The organism is Citricoccus sp. I39-566 (assembly GCF_031432995.1).
In the GTDB taxonomy this organism is placed as follows: Bacteria; Actinomycetota; Actinomycetes; order Actinomycetales; family Micrococcaceae; genus Citricoccus; species Citricoccus nitrophenolicus_A.
In genome coordinates this window covers 1,678,354-1,691,825 of the sequence record NZ_CP133842.1, presented here as the reverse complement: position 1 = coordinate 1,691,825, position 13,472 = coordinate 1,678,354, and the positions used below count along the sequence as shown (strand labels likewise).

The 13,472-nt window shown below is 69.6% G+C and carries 13 protein-coding genes; 6 read left to right on the top strand and 7 right to left on the bottom strand.

The genetic code is table 11. The features are described 5' to 3' along the window. Positions 1-9 precede the first annotated feature (9 nt). Positions 10-1,458: an arylsulfotransferase family protein gene (locus tag RE421_RS07785; RefSeq protein WP_309816894.1), complete on the bottom strand. Its 1,449-nt coding sequence runs from the start codon at positions 1,456-1,458 to the stop codon at positions 10-12. A gap of 245 nt (positions 1,459-1,703) precedes the next feature. After that, positions 1,704-2,072, bottom strand: coding sequence for a metalloregulator ArsR/SmtB family transcription factor (locus RE421_RS07780; protein ID WP_309816891.1), 369 nt, complete (start codon positions 2,070-2,072; stop codon positions 1,704-1,706). A gap of 191 nt (positions 2,073-2,263) precedes the next feature. Here RE421_RS07780 and RE421_RS07775 point away from each other — a divergent pair, with 191 nt between their 5' ends. Beyond that, on the top strand, positions 2,264-3,181 hold the full coding sequence (locus RE421_RS07775; RefSeq protein ID WP_309816888.1) for a cation diffusion facilitator family transporter: 918 nt from the start codon (positions 2,264-2,266) through the stop codon (positions 3,179-3,181). Between the two features lie 156 nt (positions 3,182-3,337). Continuing rightward, complete coding sequence (locus RE421_RS07770) at positions 3,338-3,748, top strand: four-helix bundle copper-binding protein (protein ID WP_309816886.1); 411 nt, start codon at positions 3,338-3,340, stop codon at positions 3,746-3,748. Positions 3,749-3,869: 121 nt separating this feature from the next. On the opposite strand, the gene RE421_RS07765 is transcribed toward RE421_RS07770, so the two are convergent. The 4 genes from RE421_RS07765 to RE421_RS07750 all read right to left on the bottom strand — a co-directional run bounded on the left by RE421_RS07765 (position 3,870) and on the right by RE421_RS07750 (position 8,662). Then, the gene (locus RE421_RS07765; RefSeq protein ID WP_309816883.1) at positions 3,870-4,490 is read right to left on the bottom strand and encodes a YdhK family protein; all 621 of its coding nucleotides are present in this window, start codon (positions 4,488-4,490) and stop codon (positions 3,870-3,872) included. 34 nt (positions 4,491-4,524) lie between these two features. Continuing rightward, a complete protein-coding gene (locus tag RE421_RS07760) occupies positions 4,525-6,555 on the bottom strand; it encodes a copper-translocating P-type ATPase (protein ID WP_309817186.1) in 2,031 nt (676 codons plus the stop codon). Positions 6,556-6,761: 206 nt separating this feature from the next. Beyond that, the gene (locus tag RE421_RS07755) at positions 6,762-7,946 is read right to left on the bottom strand and encodes a HAMP domain-containing sensor histidine kinase (protein ID WP_309816878.1); all 1,185 of its coding nucleotides are present in this window, start codon (positions 7,944-7,946) and stop codon (positions 6,762-6,764) included. Next, positions 7,943-8,662: a response regulator transcription factor gene (locus RE421_RS07750; RefSeq protein ID WP_309816876.1), complete on the bottom strand. Its 720-nt coding sequence runs from the start codon at positions 8,660-8,662 to the stop codon at positions 7,943-7,945. Before RE421_RS07750 ends, RE421_RS07755 begins: the two co-directional genes overlap by 4 nt. A gap of 156 nt (positions 8,663-8,818) precedes the next feature. On the opposite strand from RE421_RS07750, the gene RE421_RS07745 reads away from it, so the two are divergent. The 4 genes from RE421_RS07745 to RE421_RS07730 all read left to right on the top strand — a co-directional run bounded on the left by RE421_RS07745 (position 8,819) and on the right by RE421_RS07730 (position 12,616). After that, a complete protein-coding gene (locus RE421_RS07745; RefSeq protein WP_309816872.1) occupies positions 8,819-9,463 on the top strand; it encodes a CueP family metal-binding protein in 645 nt (214 codons plus the stop codon). A gap of 317 nt (positions 9,464-9,780) precedes the next feature. Then, on the top strand, positions 9,781-11,205 hold the full coding sequence (locus RE421_RS07740) for a hemolysin family protein (RefSeq protein WP_309816870.1): 1,425 nt from the start codon (positions 9,781-9,783) through the stop codon (positions 11,203-11,205). Then, positions 11,202-12,224 (top strand): hemolysin family protein, encoded by a 1,023-nt coding sequence (locus RE421_RS07735; protein WP_309816867.1) that lies wholly within the window; start codon positions 11,202-11,204, stop codon positions 12,222-12,224. Before RE421_RS07740 ends, RE421_RS07735 begins: the two co-directional genes overlap by 4 nt. 20 nt (positions 12,225-12,244) lie before the next feature. Further along, the gene (locus RE421_RS07730; protein ID WP_309816863.1) at positions 12,245-12,616 is read left to right on the top strand and encodes a hypothetical protein; all 372 of its coding nucleotides are present in this window, start codon (positions 12,245-12,247) and stop codon (positions 12,614-12,616) included. Between the two features lie 28 nt (positions 12,617-12,644). Here the strand turns inward: RE421_RS07730 and RE421_RS07725 are convergent, their stop codons facing one another. After that, positions 12,645-13,424: a hypothetical protein gene (locus RE421_RS07725; protein ID WP_309816861.1), complete on the bottom strand. Its 780-nt coding sequence runs from the start codon at positions 13,422-13,424 to the stop codon at positions 12,645-12,647. Positions 13,425-13,472 lie beyond the last annotated feature (48 nt).

Here is a 13,472-nt window from a genome sequence, read left to right as displayed (position 1 = left end):
GGGGCCGCGTCAGCTGACGGCGCCGACGCCGAGCACCTTGCCCGCGGAGTCCAGGGCCTGGACGGCGGTGTAGGGGGCGTCGGCGGCATCCGCGGGGACCGGGATGGCGGTCTCGAAGCCGTCCCGGTCCACCGTGACCCGTTCGGTGGCGCCGGACTCGTCGTCGCCGGCCACCAGCCGCCACCGGTCCACCTCGGTGGCGCCGTTCCAGGAGACGAAGGCGACCGGGCCGCCGTCGTTCTCCTCGCCACCGTCCTGGACCACCACGTCCGGGTCCGTCGCCGGGTGGCCCACCCAGTCGGCCTTGTAGGCGCGGTAGCTGCCCCCACCGCCCTCGAAGTCGTCCCCCATGCACTCATCGCCGTGGCAGACGTCGTAGATGAGCACGCCGGCGGGCGTGTACTCGGAGTAGTGGGGGCGGGCGCCCCAGCCGATCAGCATGTTCCCGTCGGCCAGCTGCTGGGCGTTGGCCATGGAGCCGGCCACGCGCTCGGCGGGCGGAAGGTACTCGGCGGCCACCTCCGCGGTCATCGCCCGCTCGTCCAGTCTCAGGCGCAGCCCGCGGGAGGACTCGTCGTCGTCACCGCCGTGGGCGTGGTTGTCCAGCAGGGTCAGGGTGCCGTCCGGCGCCCGGTGGGCATCGTGCTGCCACGTGAAGGCTGCGCCGTCCGCCGACTCGAAGTCGCTGACCGAGCCGCCCAGCGTCCAGTCCACCGCGCCGGTGGCGCGGTCCAGCCGGTACACCGCGTGGGTGTGCCTCGCGGAGACCAGGAGGGAGCCGTCGTGGTCCTCCGTGATCGAGTTGATGTGGAAGTAGTCGAAGGGCTCCTGTTGGGTGCCCAGTTCGGCCGCCTCCTCGCCGTCCTCGGCTTCCTCGGCCTCCCGTGCGACCTCGTCCCGCTCCTCGGCGAAGTCGAGCATGGTCTGGTTGAGGGGCACGTGGTCGAGGGCGCTCCATTCGAAGAGCACTTCACCGGTCGCGATGTCGATCTCCTGGATCACGGCGTCCTGGACGTGGCCGTCCTCGGGGCCGCCCAGCCCACTGAGGTCGGCCTCGGCCGGCTCGTACGCGGCCAGCAGCATCGTGCCGTCCTGCGTGATGGTGGAGTCGTGGAAGTCGGCCTGCCCCGGCCGCAGGGAGCCTCCGGTCGTCACCCGGGCGACCTCATCATAGGAGCCGTCCCGGAGGATGAACTCCCCGTTCCCCATGCCGCCGTCGCTGGTGCCCTCATAGACCGTGAGCACCGGCTCGCCCCGGTACTCCTGGACCCGCAGGTCGAAGGAGTTGTCCCCGGGGTCGTCGTCCTCCGCCGGGTCCATCCACACGAGCTCCCCGGAGGCGTCGAGGATGATCGAGCCGTCCTGAGGCGTCTCCGAGCCGTAGTTCGGGGTCAGGAAGATGAGTTCGTCCGCGTCACCGTGGTGCTCCGACCAGGCCGGCCCGTGAGTGATCGTCACGGCCGGGGGCATCAGGTCCGGACGGCTGACGAACTGCTGGTGCGGAATCGGTTGCGTTCCCGACCCTCCGTCCCCTGCCGGGCTGCAGGCGGACGCGGCCAGGAGCACGGCTCCCGAGAAGGCGCCCGTGAGCCACCGGAAGACCGCCCTGTGGCGTGGTCCTTCCCTCTCGCGCATGGCTCAGGCCTACCGTACCGGCCTGGAGACCGCAAGACCTCGCCCTTGAACCCGCCGGCCTGGGCTGTTCAGCTCCCGCCCGCCGCTTCCGAGTTGCCGTGCGGGTCCGGTGGCGGGGCAGTGCCGGTACGGTGCTCGGCGTGGGACAGGGCCTCGGCCAGCAGGCGGTTCACGTGAGCATCCGTCGCCCGGTAGTACGCGTAGGTGCCCTCGCGCCGACTGTGCACCAGCCCCGCCAGGCGCAGCTTGGACAGGTGCTGGCTCACTGCCGTGGATGAGGCCCCGACCAGCTCCGCCAGGGAGCTCACGTTGGACTCCCCCTCGAACAATGCCCAGAGAATTTTGACCCGCGTCGGATCGGAGAGCATGTGGAAGGTCTCAGCCGCAATCCGGGCATGCTCGTCATCGGGGGTGGGGTGAACCAACTGGCCATGCACAGGCCCATCCTACCCCTGTGTTGTTACCTGCATAGATGCGCAGGTACGATTCCCTGGTGAATCCTCCCCAGCGTTCCCGCAGACCGGGCGGCGCGCACCACGTGCCGCATGACCATGACCACCACGACGTCAGCCGTCACCTCCCGGGGCACGGCCACAGGGGTGCCTGGGCACGGGTCAGACACGCCCTGATGCCCCACAGCCACGACCACACCGAGGCGATCCAGACCGCAGAACAGGCCAGCTCCCTCGGGATCCGGGCCGCGTGGCTCAGCCTGGCCGGGATGGGCGGGACCGCGCTGCTGCAGATCGTCATCGTCTGGCTCTCCGGATCGGTGGCCCTGCTGGCCGACACACTGCACAACCTGGGGCATCTGGCCACAACGATCCCGCTGATCATCGCCTTCCGGCTCGGCCGCCGTGCCCCGACCCGGCGTTACAGCTACGGGTACCGCCGGGCCGAGGATCTGGTGGGCCTGCTGATCGGGGCCGTGGTCGCCCTCTCCGCTGCACTGATCGTCTGGGAGTCCGTCCGGGCTCTGACCGTGCCGCGGGACATGACGCACCTGGGCTGGGTCCTGGCCGCCGCTCTCGTCGGGGCCGCCGGCAATGAGGTCGTGGCCGTCTACCGCATCCGCGCCGGGCGACGCATCGGCTCCGCCGCACTGGTCGCCGAGGGCCAACACGCCCGTACCGACGCCCTGACTTCCTTGGCCGTGGTCCTCGGGGTGATCGGCGCTTGGCTCGGTCTGCCGTGGGTCGACCCGCTCGTCGGCCTGGCCATCGCCGCGGTCGTCGTCGCGGTACTGATCGGTTCCATGCGCACGGTGCTGCGGCGCCTCATGGACGGCATCGACCCCGGCACCCTGGACCAGGTGGAGGAGACCGCGGCAGCCGTGTCCGGCGTGGTGGCCGTGCATCGGGCGCGGGCGCGCTGGAGCGGCCACCACCTCGAAGCCGACCTTGACATCTGCGTGGACAGGGCCCTGACCGTCGAGGCCGGCCACCGCATCGCCGACACGGTCGAGACCAGCCTGCGCCAGAGCGTCCCCCACCTGCAACGGGCCACGATCCACGTCATGCCAGCGACCTCAGGGGTGACCCCCTGACTCGGCGGGCCCACCACGGGATGCTCATGGGCGCGGGTCTTCACGTGACCTTCACCGATGAGCTCTTCAGCCGTCCGGCAGCCGCGGCCTACGGTCGATGACAGGCGGACCGGGTCTGGCCGGTTCGTGTGGCAGATATCGATGAAGGAGGAGACTATGACGCATCATGTGAGTTCGATGCTGGAGACGTACCCGAAGGATGTGGGGAACATTGACCGGCAGAAGTTGGCCGAGTGCATCGAGGCCTGTTTCGAGTGCGCACAGACCTGTACCGCATGTGCGGACGCCTGTCTGGCCGAGGACATGGTGGCCGAGCTGACCCGGTGCATTCGGCTGAACCTGGACTGCGCAGACATCTGCGCCGCCTCGGGCCGGGTGCTGTCCCGGCAGACCGGCAACAATGCCGAGGTCACCCGTGCCCTGTTGGAGGCTTGCCGCGACGCGTGCAAGGCATGCGGCGATGAGTGCGAGAAGCATGGGGAGATGCATGAGCACTGCGAGGTGTGTGCCGAGGCGTGCCGACGCTGCGAGCAGGCCTGCACCGAGCTGCTGGCCTCCCTCGGCTGAGACATTGTCGGTCCGCCATGGACCGGTCGGCCTCGAGGAGATACCCCAGGTGAACTCGACTGATCAAGAACGGTGCCTGCCCCGCGTCCTGGACGCGGGGCAGGCACCGTTCCGGGTAGGTTCACCGGGCGGGTTGGATCTCACTGTCGACGACCCACTGGTGGTTGGTCATCTGAATGCCGTCCATCGTCAGGTCGACCATGTAGACCGTCTCGTCGGTCGAGCTCTCGATCGTGGCCTCGGCCCCCTGCATGCCCGCCATGTGCTCGGCCTCCAGGACGACCTGCGTGCCCGACTCCAGAGGCGGCTCCGCGGGGTCCTGGAGTTCCTCGTGGACGACCCACCTGTGGTCGACGACGGGCTCGCCGCCGGTGGTGGGCGTGTAGGTCACGGAGTAGGCCGTGGTGTCGAAGGCCCCGGTGATGGTCGCCTCGGCCCCCTGCATGCCGGGCATGTGGTCGGCGGTGAGGGTCACCGTGGTGCCGACGGGGTACGCGGGCCCGGCTGCCGGCTCGATCCCCGCAGGCGGAGGGCCGCCGTCGGGATGGTGGTGCATCCCCCCGCCGTTCATTCCCTCGGAAGCCGAGCCGGTGGAGGACGGTGAGGCCGCTGCGCTGGCGGTCCCGGTGCTGGTCGCCGAAGCCGAGGTGGACGCGTCGGGGTCCTCGGCGGTGCCGCCGCAGGCGGTCAGTGCCAGGGCGGCGGTCAGGGCCAGACCGGTCAGGGTGGTGGTGCGCTTCATGGTGTCTCTCTCCTCAGTGTGGGGGAATCTCGGGTCAGAGGATGGATGGCAGGGCTTCCCGTTCCGCGGTGCGCCGGTCCTGGTCGCTGATCGTGGCGAGGCGGGACGGGTCGAGGTCGATGCGGCGCAACAGCTGGGCGTTGAGGGCCACCACGATGGTGGACAGGGACATCAGTACCGCGCCGACGGCCGGGGAGAGCACGAAGCCGATCGGGGCGAGCACACCGGCGGCCAGCGGCACGGAGATGACGTTGTAGCCGGCGGCCCAGACCAGGTTCTGGATCATCTTGCGGTAGCTGACCCGGGAGAGTTCGATCATGGACAGCACGGCCCGCGGATCGCTGCCGGCCAGCACGACGCCGGCCGATTCCATGGCCACGTCGGTGCCGGCTCCGATGGCGATGCCTACCTCGGCGCGGGTCAGGGCCGGGGCATCGTTCACGCCGTCGCCAACCATGGCCACGCTGAGCCCGCGGGACTGCAGGGCGGTGACCTTGGTGTCCTTGTCCTGGGGTAGGACCTCGGCGAAGACCTCGTCGATGCCCAGCTCCCTCCCCACGGTCTGGGCGACCTGAGTCGCGTCACCGGTGATCAGCGCGACCTTCACACCGCGGTCCTGCAGCGCCTTCACCGTGGCCCGGGACTCGGGGCGGACCCGGTCCTCCAGTGCCAAGGCACCGATGACCTGCCCGTCCCGGAGGACGTGCAGCACCCCGGCGCCGCGCTGCACCCAGCCGTCGACGTCGGCCTGCACCTGATCGGGCATGGACAGTCCCAGCTCGCGCAGCATATTCGGCCCGCCGACCATCACCTCGGTGCCGTCCACGGTGGCGCGGACCCCGCGGCCAGCCGCCGAGGAGAAGTCGGTACCGCGCAGCCCCAGGACCGAAGCCTCGGGGTGGTGGGCCGCGGCGAAGACGATGGCCCGGGCGACCGGGTGCTCGCTGTCGGCCTCAGCCGCCGCTGCCAGTCCCAGCAGCTGCGCCTCGGAGGTCCCGGGCGCGGGAGCGGTACCCGTGACGGCGTGGGCGCCCTCGGTCAGGGTGCCGGTCTTGTCGAAGAGCACGACGTCGACGGTTCGCATTCTCTCCAGTGCGAGCCGGTCCTTGATCAGGACCCCGGCCTTGGCCGCGCGTTCGGTGGAGAGGGCGATGACCAGAGGAATGGCCAGACCCAGGGCGTGGGGACAGGCGATGACCAGCACGGTCACGGTACGCACCACGGCCTCGTCCGGGGTGCCGAGTGCTGTCCAGACGATGGCGGTAATGATGCCGGCACCCAGGGCGAACCAGAACAGCAGCGCCGCGGCTCGGTCGGCCAGCGCCTGGGCCCGGGAGGACGAGCCCTGGGCGTCGGCGACCATGCGCTGGATCCCGGCCAGGGCAGTATCCGCCCCGACCGCGTTGATCCGGACGCGGACGGTGTTGTCGGTGGCCACGGTCCCCGCCACCACGGTGTCCCCGGTGCCCCGTTCCACGGCCTGGGACTCGCCGGTGATCATCGACTCGTCGAATGCGGCGCTGCCTTGAATGATCTGTCCGTCGGCCGGGACCCGCGCGCCCGAACGGACCAGGACGGTGTCCCCGACGGCCAACTCGGCGATCGGCACCTCAACGGGCGCGCCGCCGTCGTCAGGGATCTTCTCGGCCTCGTCCGGCAGCAGCTCGGCCAGGGCATCCAGGGCGGAGGAGGCCGCGCCGAGGGCGCGCATCTCCATCCAGTGGCCCAGCAGCATGATCGTCACCAGCAGGGCAAGCTCCCACCAGAAGTCCAGCTCGAAGCCGCCGACGCCCAGGGAGGTGACCAGGGACGCGAAGAACGCCACGGTGATGGCCATCGCGATGAGCAGCATCATGCCCGGTTGCCGGGACTTCAGCTCGCTGAGCCCACCCTTGAGGAAGGGAGCGCCGCCGTAGACGAAGATGACCGTACCCAGCACCGGGGAAATCCAGTCTGAGCCGGGGAACTGCGGGAGGTGGTAGCCCAGTAGGTCAGCGACCATCGGGCTGAAGATGACCACCGGGACCGAGAGCACCAGGGACCACCAGAAGCGGTGCTTGAACATCGCCACGCTGTGCCCTGCATGGTCTCCGTGGTCGTGGACCTGGCGTTCCGCGTCCACGGCCGAATGCACGTGCCCCTGCGGCATCGCCTGGCCGTGCGTGTCAGCATCGGCATGATCGGCGTGGTCCGGCCCCAGGTCACGGGGTTCAGCGGTCATGATCAGCTCCTTCGATCGGATCCGGCGCAGAGGGCCGTCTGGGTGCCACCTCACCCTCCAGTTCTATACCCCTGGGGGGTATTTGGCAACGCGGTCGGACCTAGGCCCTTCGGGCCTGCTCCAGTCTTCTCTCGGGTCGGCAGCTCCAGGGTGAAGACCGCACCGTGTCCTGGTCCGGGCGAGGTAGCAGTCAGTGTCCCGCCGTGGGCTTCGGCCAGCACCCGGGAGATGGTCAGCCCGATCCCGGAGCCGCCGTGGTCCCGGTCCCGGGCGGTGTCCCCCCGGTAGAAGCGCTCGAAGAGGTGGGGCAGGTGCTCGGCGCCGATGCCGGAGCCGGAGTCTTCCACGCTGATGGTCACCTGCCTTCGGGGGCCGGCGCAGGTGCTGAGGGTCACCGTCCCGGCCGGCGGCGTGTGACGCAGCGCGTTGGTCAGCAGGTTGGATAGGATCTGCCCGATGCGTTGGCGGTCCACGTCCACGACGCCGGCCGCGGGATCGTAGCGGACCTGCAGGGTGACGCCCTGGGCGGCGAAGGCCTCACGGTGGGTATCGGCGGCAGTGTCGAGCAGCCCGGCCACCGGTCCTTCAGTCCGGTCCAGGTCGAGCCGGCCCTCCTCGGCGCGGGAGACCTCATTGATGTCCTCGACCAGTCGCGTCAGCCGCCGCAGGTGCTCATCCATGACCTGGCTGGTGGCTTCGTCCCAGTGCGTCACCCCGTCCTGGAGGGCATCTACGTAGACGGTGAGCACCGAAACCGGGGTGCGCATCTCGTGAGCCAGATCCGAGAGCATCCGGCGTCGGGTGTGCTCGGTGCGCTCCAGGCGGTCTGCCATGGTGTTGAAGGCCTCGGCGAGTTCGTCGACCTCAGTCCCGGCGCCCAGTTCCGGGACCCGGGAATCGTCACGACCCCGGGCCATGGCCTTCACAGCCTGCGTCAGGGTTCCCAAGGGCTGCCGGAGTCGGCGGGTGAGGAACACGGTCACCGCCAGGGTGCAGGCCAGCGCGGTGCCCAGGGCCGCTGCCAGGGTGACCAGGCCGGTGTCCCGGTAGGCCTGCTCCACGTGCAGCATTTCGGTGGAGTGCTCAACCAGTCCGGCCATCACCAGGTGGTCGTGGAAGATCTGCGGGCCCACCCACGAGGCCACCAGAACCGCGGCCGCCAGCGAGGCAGCGACGACAAACACCTGCGCGGTGAAGAATCGGGCCGCCAGGCCTCCGGATGGCCGGAGACTCATCGAGCGGCCATCCGATAGCCGACCCCACGCACGGTGTCGATGTGCTCCCCCGACCGGATGCCTGGTGCGTTGCCGAGCTTGCGCCGCAGGTGGGCGATGTGCACGTCCACCAGCCGTTCATCGCCCACCCATCCAGGGCTCCAGACGATATCGATGAGCTGGCGGCGGGTCAGCACCTGATGAGGACGCATGGCCAGGACTGCCAGCAGCTCGAACTCAGTGCGGGTCAGCGCCACGGGTTCCCCGGCCACCCTGGCCTCGCGACCGGCCACATCCACCTCCAGTTCCCCGAACACCCGGGCCGGTTCCATTCCGGTGACCGCGGCGCGGGGTCGGCGCAGGACCACACCCACCCGGGCCACCAGTTCCCGCACGCTGAAGGGCTTGGTGATGTAGTCATCGGCCCCGGCGGCCAGACCGGCCAGCTTGTTCGGCTCGTCCCCACGGGCGGTGAGCATGAGCACGTAGCAATCGGAGAACCCTCGGACCTGGCGGCACACCTCGATCCCGTCCAGCCCAGGCAGGCCTAGATCCAACACCATGACATCCGGCACGATGCTCCGCACCGCCTCCAGTGCGGAGGGGCCATCATGGGCGACCTTGGCCGCATAACCGGCGCGGGACAGGTAGGTGGCGACCATCACCGCCAGCGGCTTCTCGTCATCGACCACGAGCACTCGTCCCACCGGTCCAGGGGCAGCCACGTCAGCATCCATGCCCCCAGTGTGGCCCGCCACGAGGGGTTCCCGACCACCCCGCCACCGGAATGCCGGGAATCTTCGCGAAATCTTCAACCCGCCTGGTCTGGTGCCCTCCGAGACCTCCGGAGAATGGAATGAGGCCTCACCGTGTCGGTAGGGCGGAAAGGACCCATGACCACCCTGACCCGTAGAGACCTGATGATCGGAGGCCTGGGCCTCCTCGGGGCCGCAGCCCTGACGGCCTGCACCCCGCGGACCCCGCCCGCCGTCCCGGTACCGTCCAGCACCTCGACCGCCGCTGCAGACGCGTCCGGCTTCCTGTCCAGACATGACCTGACAGGAATGGACGCCGTGGACATCGTCGATCACCTCGACCAGATGCCGGTGGCCGAACGCCCGACCGACTTGCTGGCCTCGGTACGCGCAGATCACCTCTTGCTCGCCGACGCGGAGCAGGAGCTGGCGATCCCGCTCCCGCAGGACCGGTTCTACCTGTCGCTGGCCCCCTATCTCGACCAGACCCACGAGTGTTTTCACCACTCCCTCACCACCTGCCAGGGCGAACTGGCCGACGAACAGATCGCGGTACGCATCCTCGACGAGGTCACCGGTGAAGCTCTCGCCGACGGGCAACGCACCACCTTCGACAACGGCTTCGTCGGTTTCTGGCTCCCCCCAGGCATCAGCGGCACCATGGACATCACCTACGACAGGTTCAGCAGCCAGGGCGCCTTCTCCACCCACGACGAGGCGGCCACCTGCCTCACCACCATCCAGCTCACCGACAGCAGATCGGCTGGTGACTCGCTGACGTGATCGATCCAGATTTGACCGGAGTCGGATAGATGATGCCGGCAGCAACGTGCTGCCCTGCGGGCACGTGCCAGGGAAGAAAGGCCGCGTTGATGGGTTCCACCGGCGTGGTGCACGCGATGGCCGAGGCCAGTAGGATGATATCATCCCGCTTTTCATCGAACCACGGAGTACGTGAATCCGCGCATGAGCCGCTCTCTGCCAGGCACCGGGTCGCCCGACGACCCGGGCGACAGTTGTTGCCCCTCGTCCATTCCCTCTCTCTCAGCCCCGCAGCGTCGCGTTGACGCCGACTGCGCCGGTGCGGTTAGGGGGCGGCCATGATTGAAGCCGTCCTGCTGTTGCTGGGGGGCATCGTGGTCATCGGGGTGATCATCGCGGCCAACGGGTACTTCGTGGCCCAGGAGTTCGCCTACATGTCGGTGGATCGGGTCCGGTTGCAGGCACGCGCCAAGGCCGGGGACGCCGCGGCCGAGAGTGCCCTGAAGATCACCCGGCGCACCTCGTTCATGCTCTCCGGAGCCCAATTGGGCATCACTGTCACCGGCCTGCTGGTCGGCTACGTCGCCGAGCCGATGGTGGGCCAGTCCCTGGGCGTGCTGCTCGGCGGGATCGGGATTCCCCCGGAAGTGAGCATCTCGGTCTCCACGGTGCTGGCCCTGGCCCTGGCCACCGTGGTGCAGATGATCTTCGGCGAGCTGTACCCGAAGAACCTGGCCATCGCCAACCCCGAGCCCATGGCGCGGGCCCTGGCCCGGTCCACCCGGGTGTACCTGGCCGTGTTCGGATGGATGATCGTCGTGTTCGACAAGTCCGCCAACGGCCTGCTGCGGATGCTGCGGATCGAGCCGGTCCATGACGTCGACACCACGGCCACCGCCGAGGACCTGGACCGGATCGTGGCCGACTCCCGCGAGAGCGGGGACCTGCCCGAAGAGTTTTCCGTGCTGATCGACCGGGTGCTGGACTTCCCCGACCAGGACGTCGAACACGCCATGATCCCGCGATCGCAGGTGGGCATCGTGACCACCGAGACCACGATCGCTGACGTCAGGGTCCTCATGGCCCGGGAACACACCCGGTATCCCGTGATCTCCGCCGAGCATGAGCCGGTCGGGGTGGTCCACCTGACCGAGGTGCTGAAGCGGCCGGCCGAGGACACGGCAGCGGTCAGTTCCATCATGCGCCAGCCGTTGCTGGTGCCGACGCTGATGCCCCTGCCGGACGCCCTGAGGGAACTGGCGCGCACCCGCAACGAGCTGGCCTGCGTGATCGACGAGTACGGCGGATTCGCCGGGGTGATCACCGTGGAGGACCTGGCTGAGGAACTCGTCGGTGAACTCAGCGACGAGCACGATCCGGCCCCGGCGCGGGAGATCGTCGCCGAAGGGGATGGTGCCTGGCGGATGGCAGGTGATGTCCACGTGGACGAGCTGGAGCGCGCCGTGGGATACCCCCTGCCGGACGGGGATTTCGAGACCGTCTCCGGACTGGTCATCGCCGAACTCGGCGAGCTGCCCCGGCCCGGACAGGCCGTGGCCATCGAACTGCCCGGCGACCCCCGGGATTTCGGACTCGAGGAGCCCGTGCGCCGACACCTGCGCGTGGAGGTCGTCGAAGTGACCCGGCACGTGCCAAGCGACCTGGTGGTCCGGCTCCTGCAGGACACCGACGGCCCCGATGGCTTCGAGGAACAACCCCGGGATTCCGGCACGGGCCGTGACCTGGCGGAGGAGGACCGATGAGCAACCCCGTGATCGTCATCGTGGCCACCGTGGCGCTGATCGCGCTCAGTGCCCTGTTCGTCATCATCGAGTTCTCCCTCCTCGGGGCCCGCCGTCACCGTCTGGAGGCCGAGGCCGCCACCAGCCGCCCGGCCCGGGCAGCGCTGCGCAGTGTCGATGAGCTGACCATCATGCTCGCCGGCGCCCAGCTGGGCATCACCGCGTGCACCTTCGCCCTCGGCGCGGTGACCAAGCCAGCGGTCGATGCCTGGCTGGGGCCCGTCTTCACCGACTGGGGCATTCCCACACAGGTCGCCGGCGCCGCCGCCTTCCTGCTGTCCCTGCTGATCGTCACCTTCCTGCACCTGGTGGTCGGAGAGATGGCGCCGAAGTCCTGGGCCATCGCCCACCCGGAGACGTCGGCCAAGGTGACCGCCCTCCCGACGAGGGCCTACATCTGGCTGGTCCGGCCACTGCTGCTCTGGGTCAACAACCTCGCCAACCGGCTCGTGGCCGCCAGTGGCGTCACCCCGGTGGACCGGGCCGCGGTCGGCGGTCAGGACGTGGACACCATCCGCCAGTTGGTCGAGCACTCCACCTCCGCCGGGGCGCTGGACGCCCGGTTCCACGGTCAGCTCTCCGGCGTGCTGGACCTGCAGGACACCACCGTGGCGGACCTGATCAGACCCGGGGCTCGTCCCACGTCTGTGTCCGCTCAGGCCACCGTCGCCGACCTCCAGGCCGCCGCCATCGGATCCGGTCATCTCCGCATCCTGGTGGACGACCCCGACGGAGGTGCTCCCTCGGTCGTGCATGTCCGCGACACCCTGCTGGAGCCCTCGGACCGCGGTGTCCGGGAGCTGGCCCGGCCGGCGTTCATCCTGTCCGCGGACACGGCGCTGCACGATGCCCTCGCCCAGATCCGCCGGGCCGGCGAACACCTGGTCGCCGTCATGGACCAGGACCGCTTCATCGGGGTGATCACCCTGGCCGACGTGGTGCGCAAGGTCCTGCCCACCCCGACCGTCGCGGACCGGTGAACGGAGTCGAAGGCGCCGGCATGGCCGGCGAACTCCTCTCCTGGGTGGGGCTGATCACCGGGGTGCCGTTGTTGCTGGTCGGTGCCCTGCTTCGCTCGGGCGAAGCGCGGTGGGTGCCCACCGAGATCGTCGTCGTCCACGGCCTCCGGGGGTCCGCCGCCCGCTGGTTCGCGGCCGGGGACTTCCATGAACGGACTCTGCGGGCTGCCGAACGCGCCCTGCTGGGAGGCCGGGACGTCTGCACGGCGTTCGTGAGCCACCGGGATCCGTACCGCATGCGGCTACAGGCCCGCAGGCCGATCACCAGCGTGTGCCTGGCGCTCGGTGGCGTCCTCGCCGGGGCGGGACTGTGTGGATTCGCCGTCTCGCTGCTCCCGATGGTCCTGGGCTGAGGTCCCGACGGTCGAGACGGCCCGGAGCTCAGTCCTCGTCCCCCAGGGCCTGGTCGAGGAGGGGCAGGTCGTCCGGGGTGACGAGATGGGAGGTCACGGCGTGCTCCACGAGGCGGGCCCGCCGGTTCGTGGCCAGCTTGCCGCCGCCGCCGCGCAGTCCGGCCACGCCCACCCGGTCCAGCTTGTCGCACACGTTGTCCAGCTTGCGGTTGAAGCGCGTCAGCGGCCAGCCCAGGCGCTTGGCGGCGTTGGCCGAGGAGGGCACGGTGGAGAACCCGGTGCCGCCGCGGCGCAGGATCGGCTCGGCCAGGGCCACGATGATGGCCTTCTGGGACGGGGTGAAGACCACGGGGCCGATGGTCGTGTCCCCTACGGCGTCGTTGCCGTTGGACTGCTGCAGGAAGGACGGACTCCGCAGGTGCACGGAGAACTCGTAGGTGGTGGGTCCGGCGGTGAAGACCACGTTGAGCTGTCCGAACACCAGGGGGATCCGGGAGCCCGGTGAGACCCAGGCCTGCATGCCCCCGGAGGAGTCCGCCACGGTGGCCGAGATCATGGTCCCCACGTTGGACAGCCACCACAGGCCGCCGATCCGCTGGATCTCCATGAAGCGGCGGTGGAGGTAGGGATTGTCGTCGATCTCGAGGTCGCCCTCCCGGCCGATGGTGAAGACGGCATCCGGTGAGACCTCGTACCACTCGCCCACGAAGTCGATCGAGAGCTCGCCGGCGCCCTCGCCGCCGGCCTCTCCGGCCGCGCCGCCGTCCCCGGGCGGCCCGTCCGGCCGATCCTGTTCCTCCACGCTCATGACCACTCCCCCTGATTCATCGTCACAGTCCCATGATGCCCGTCAAAC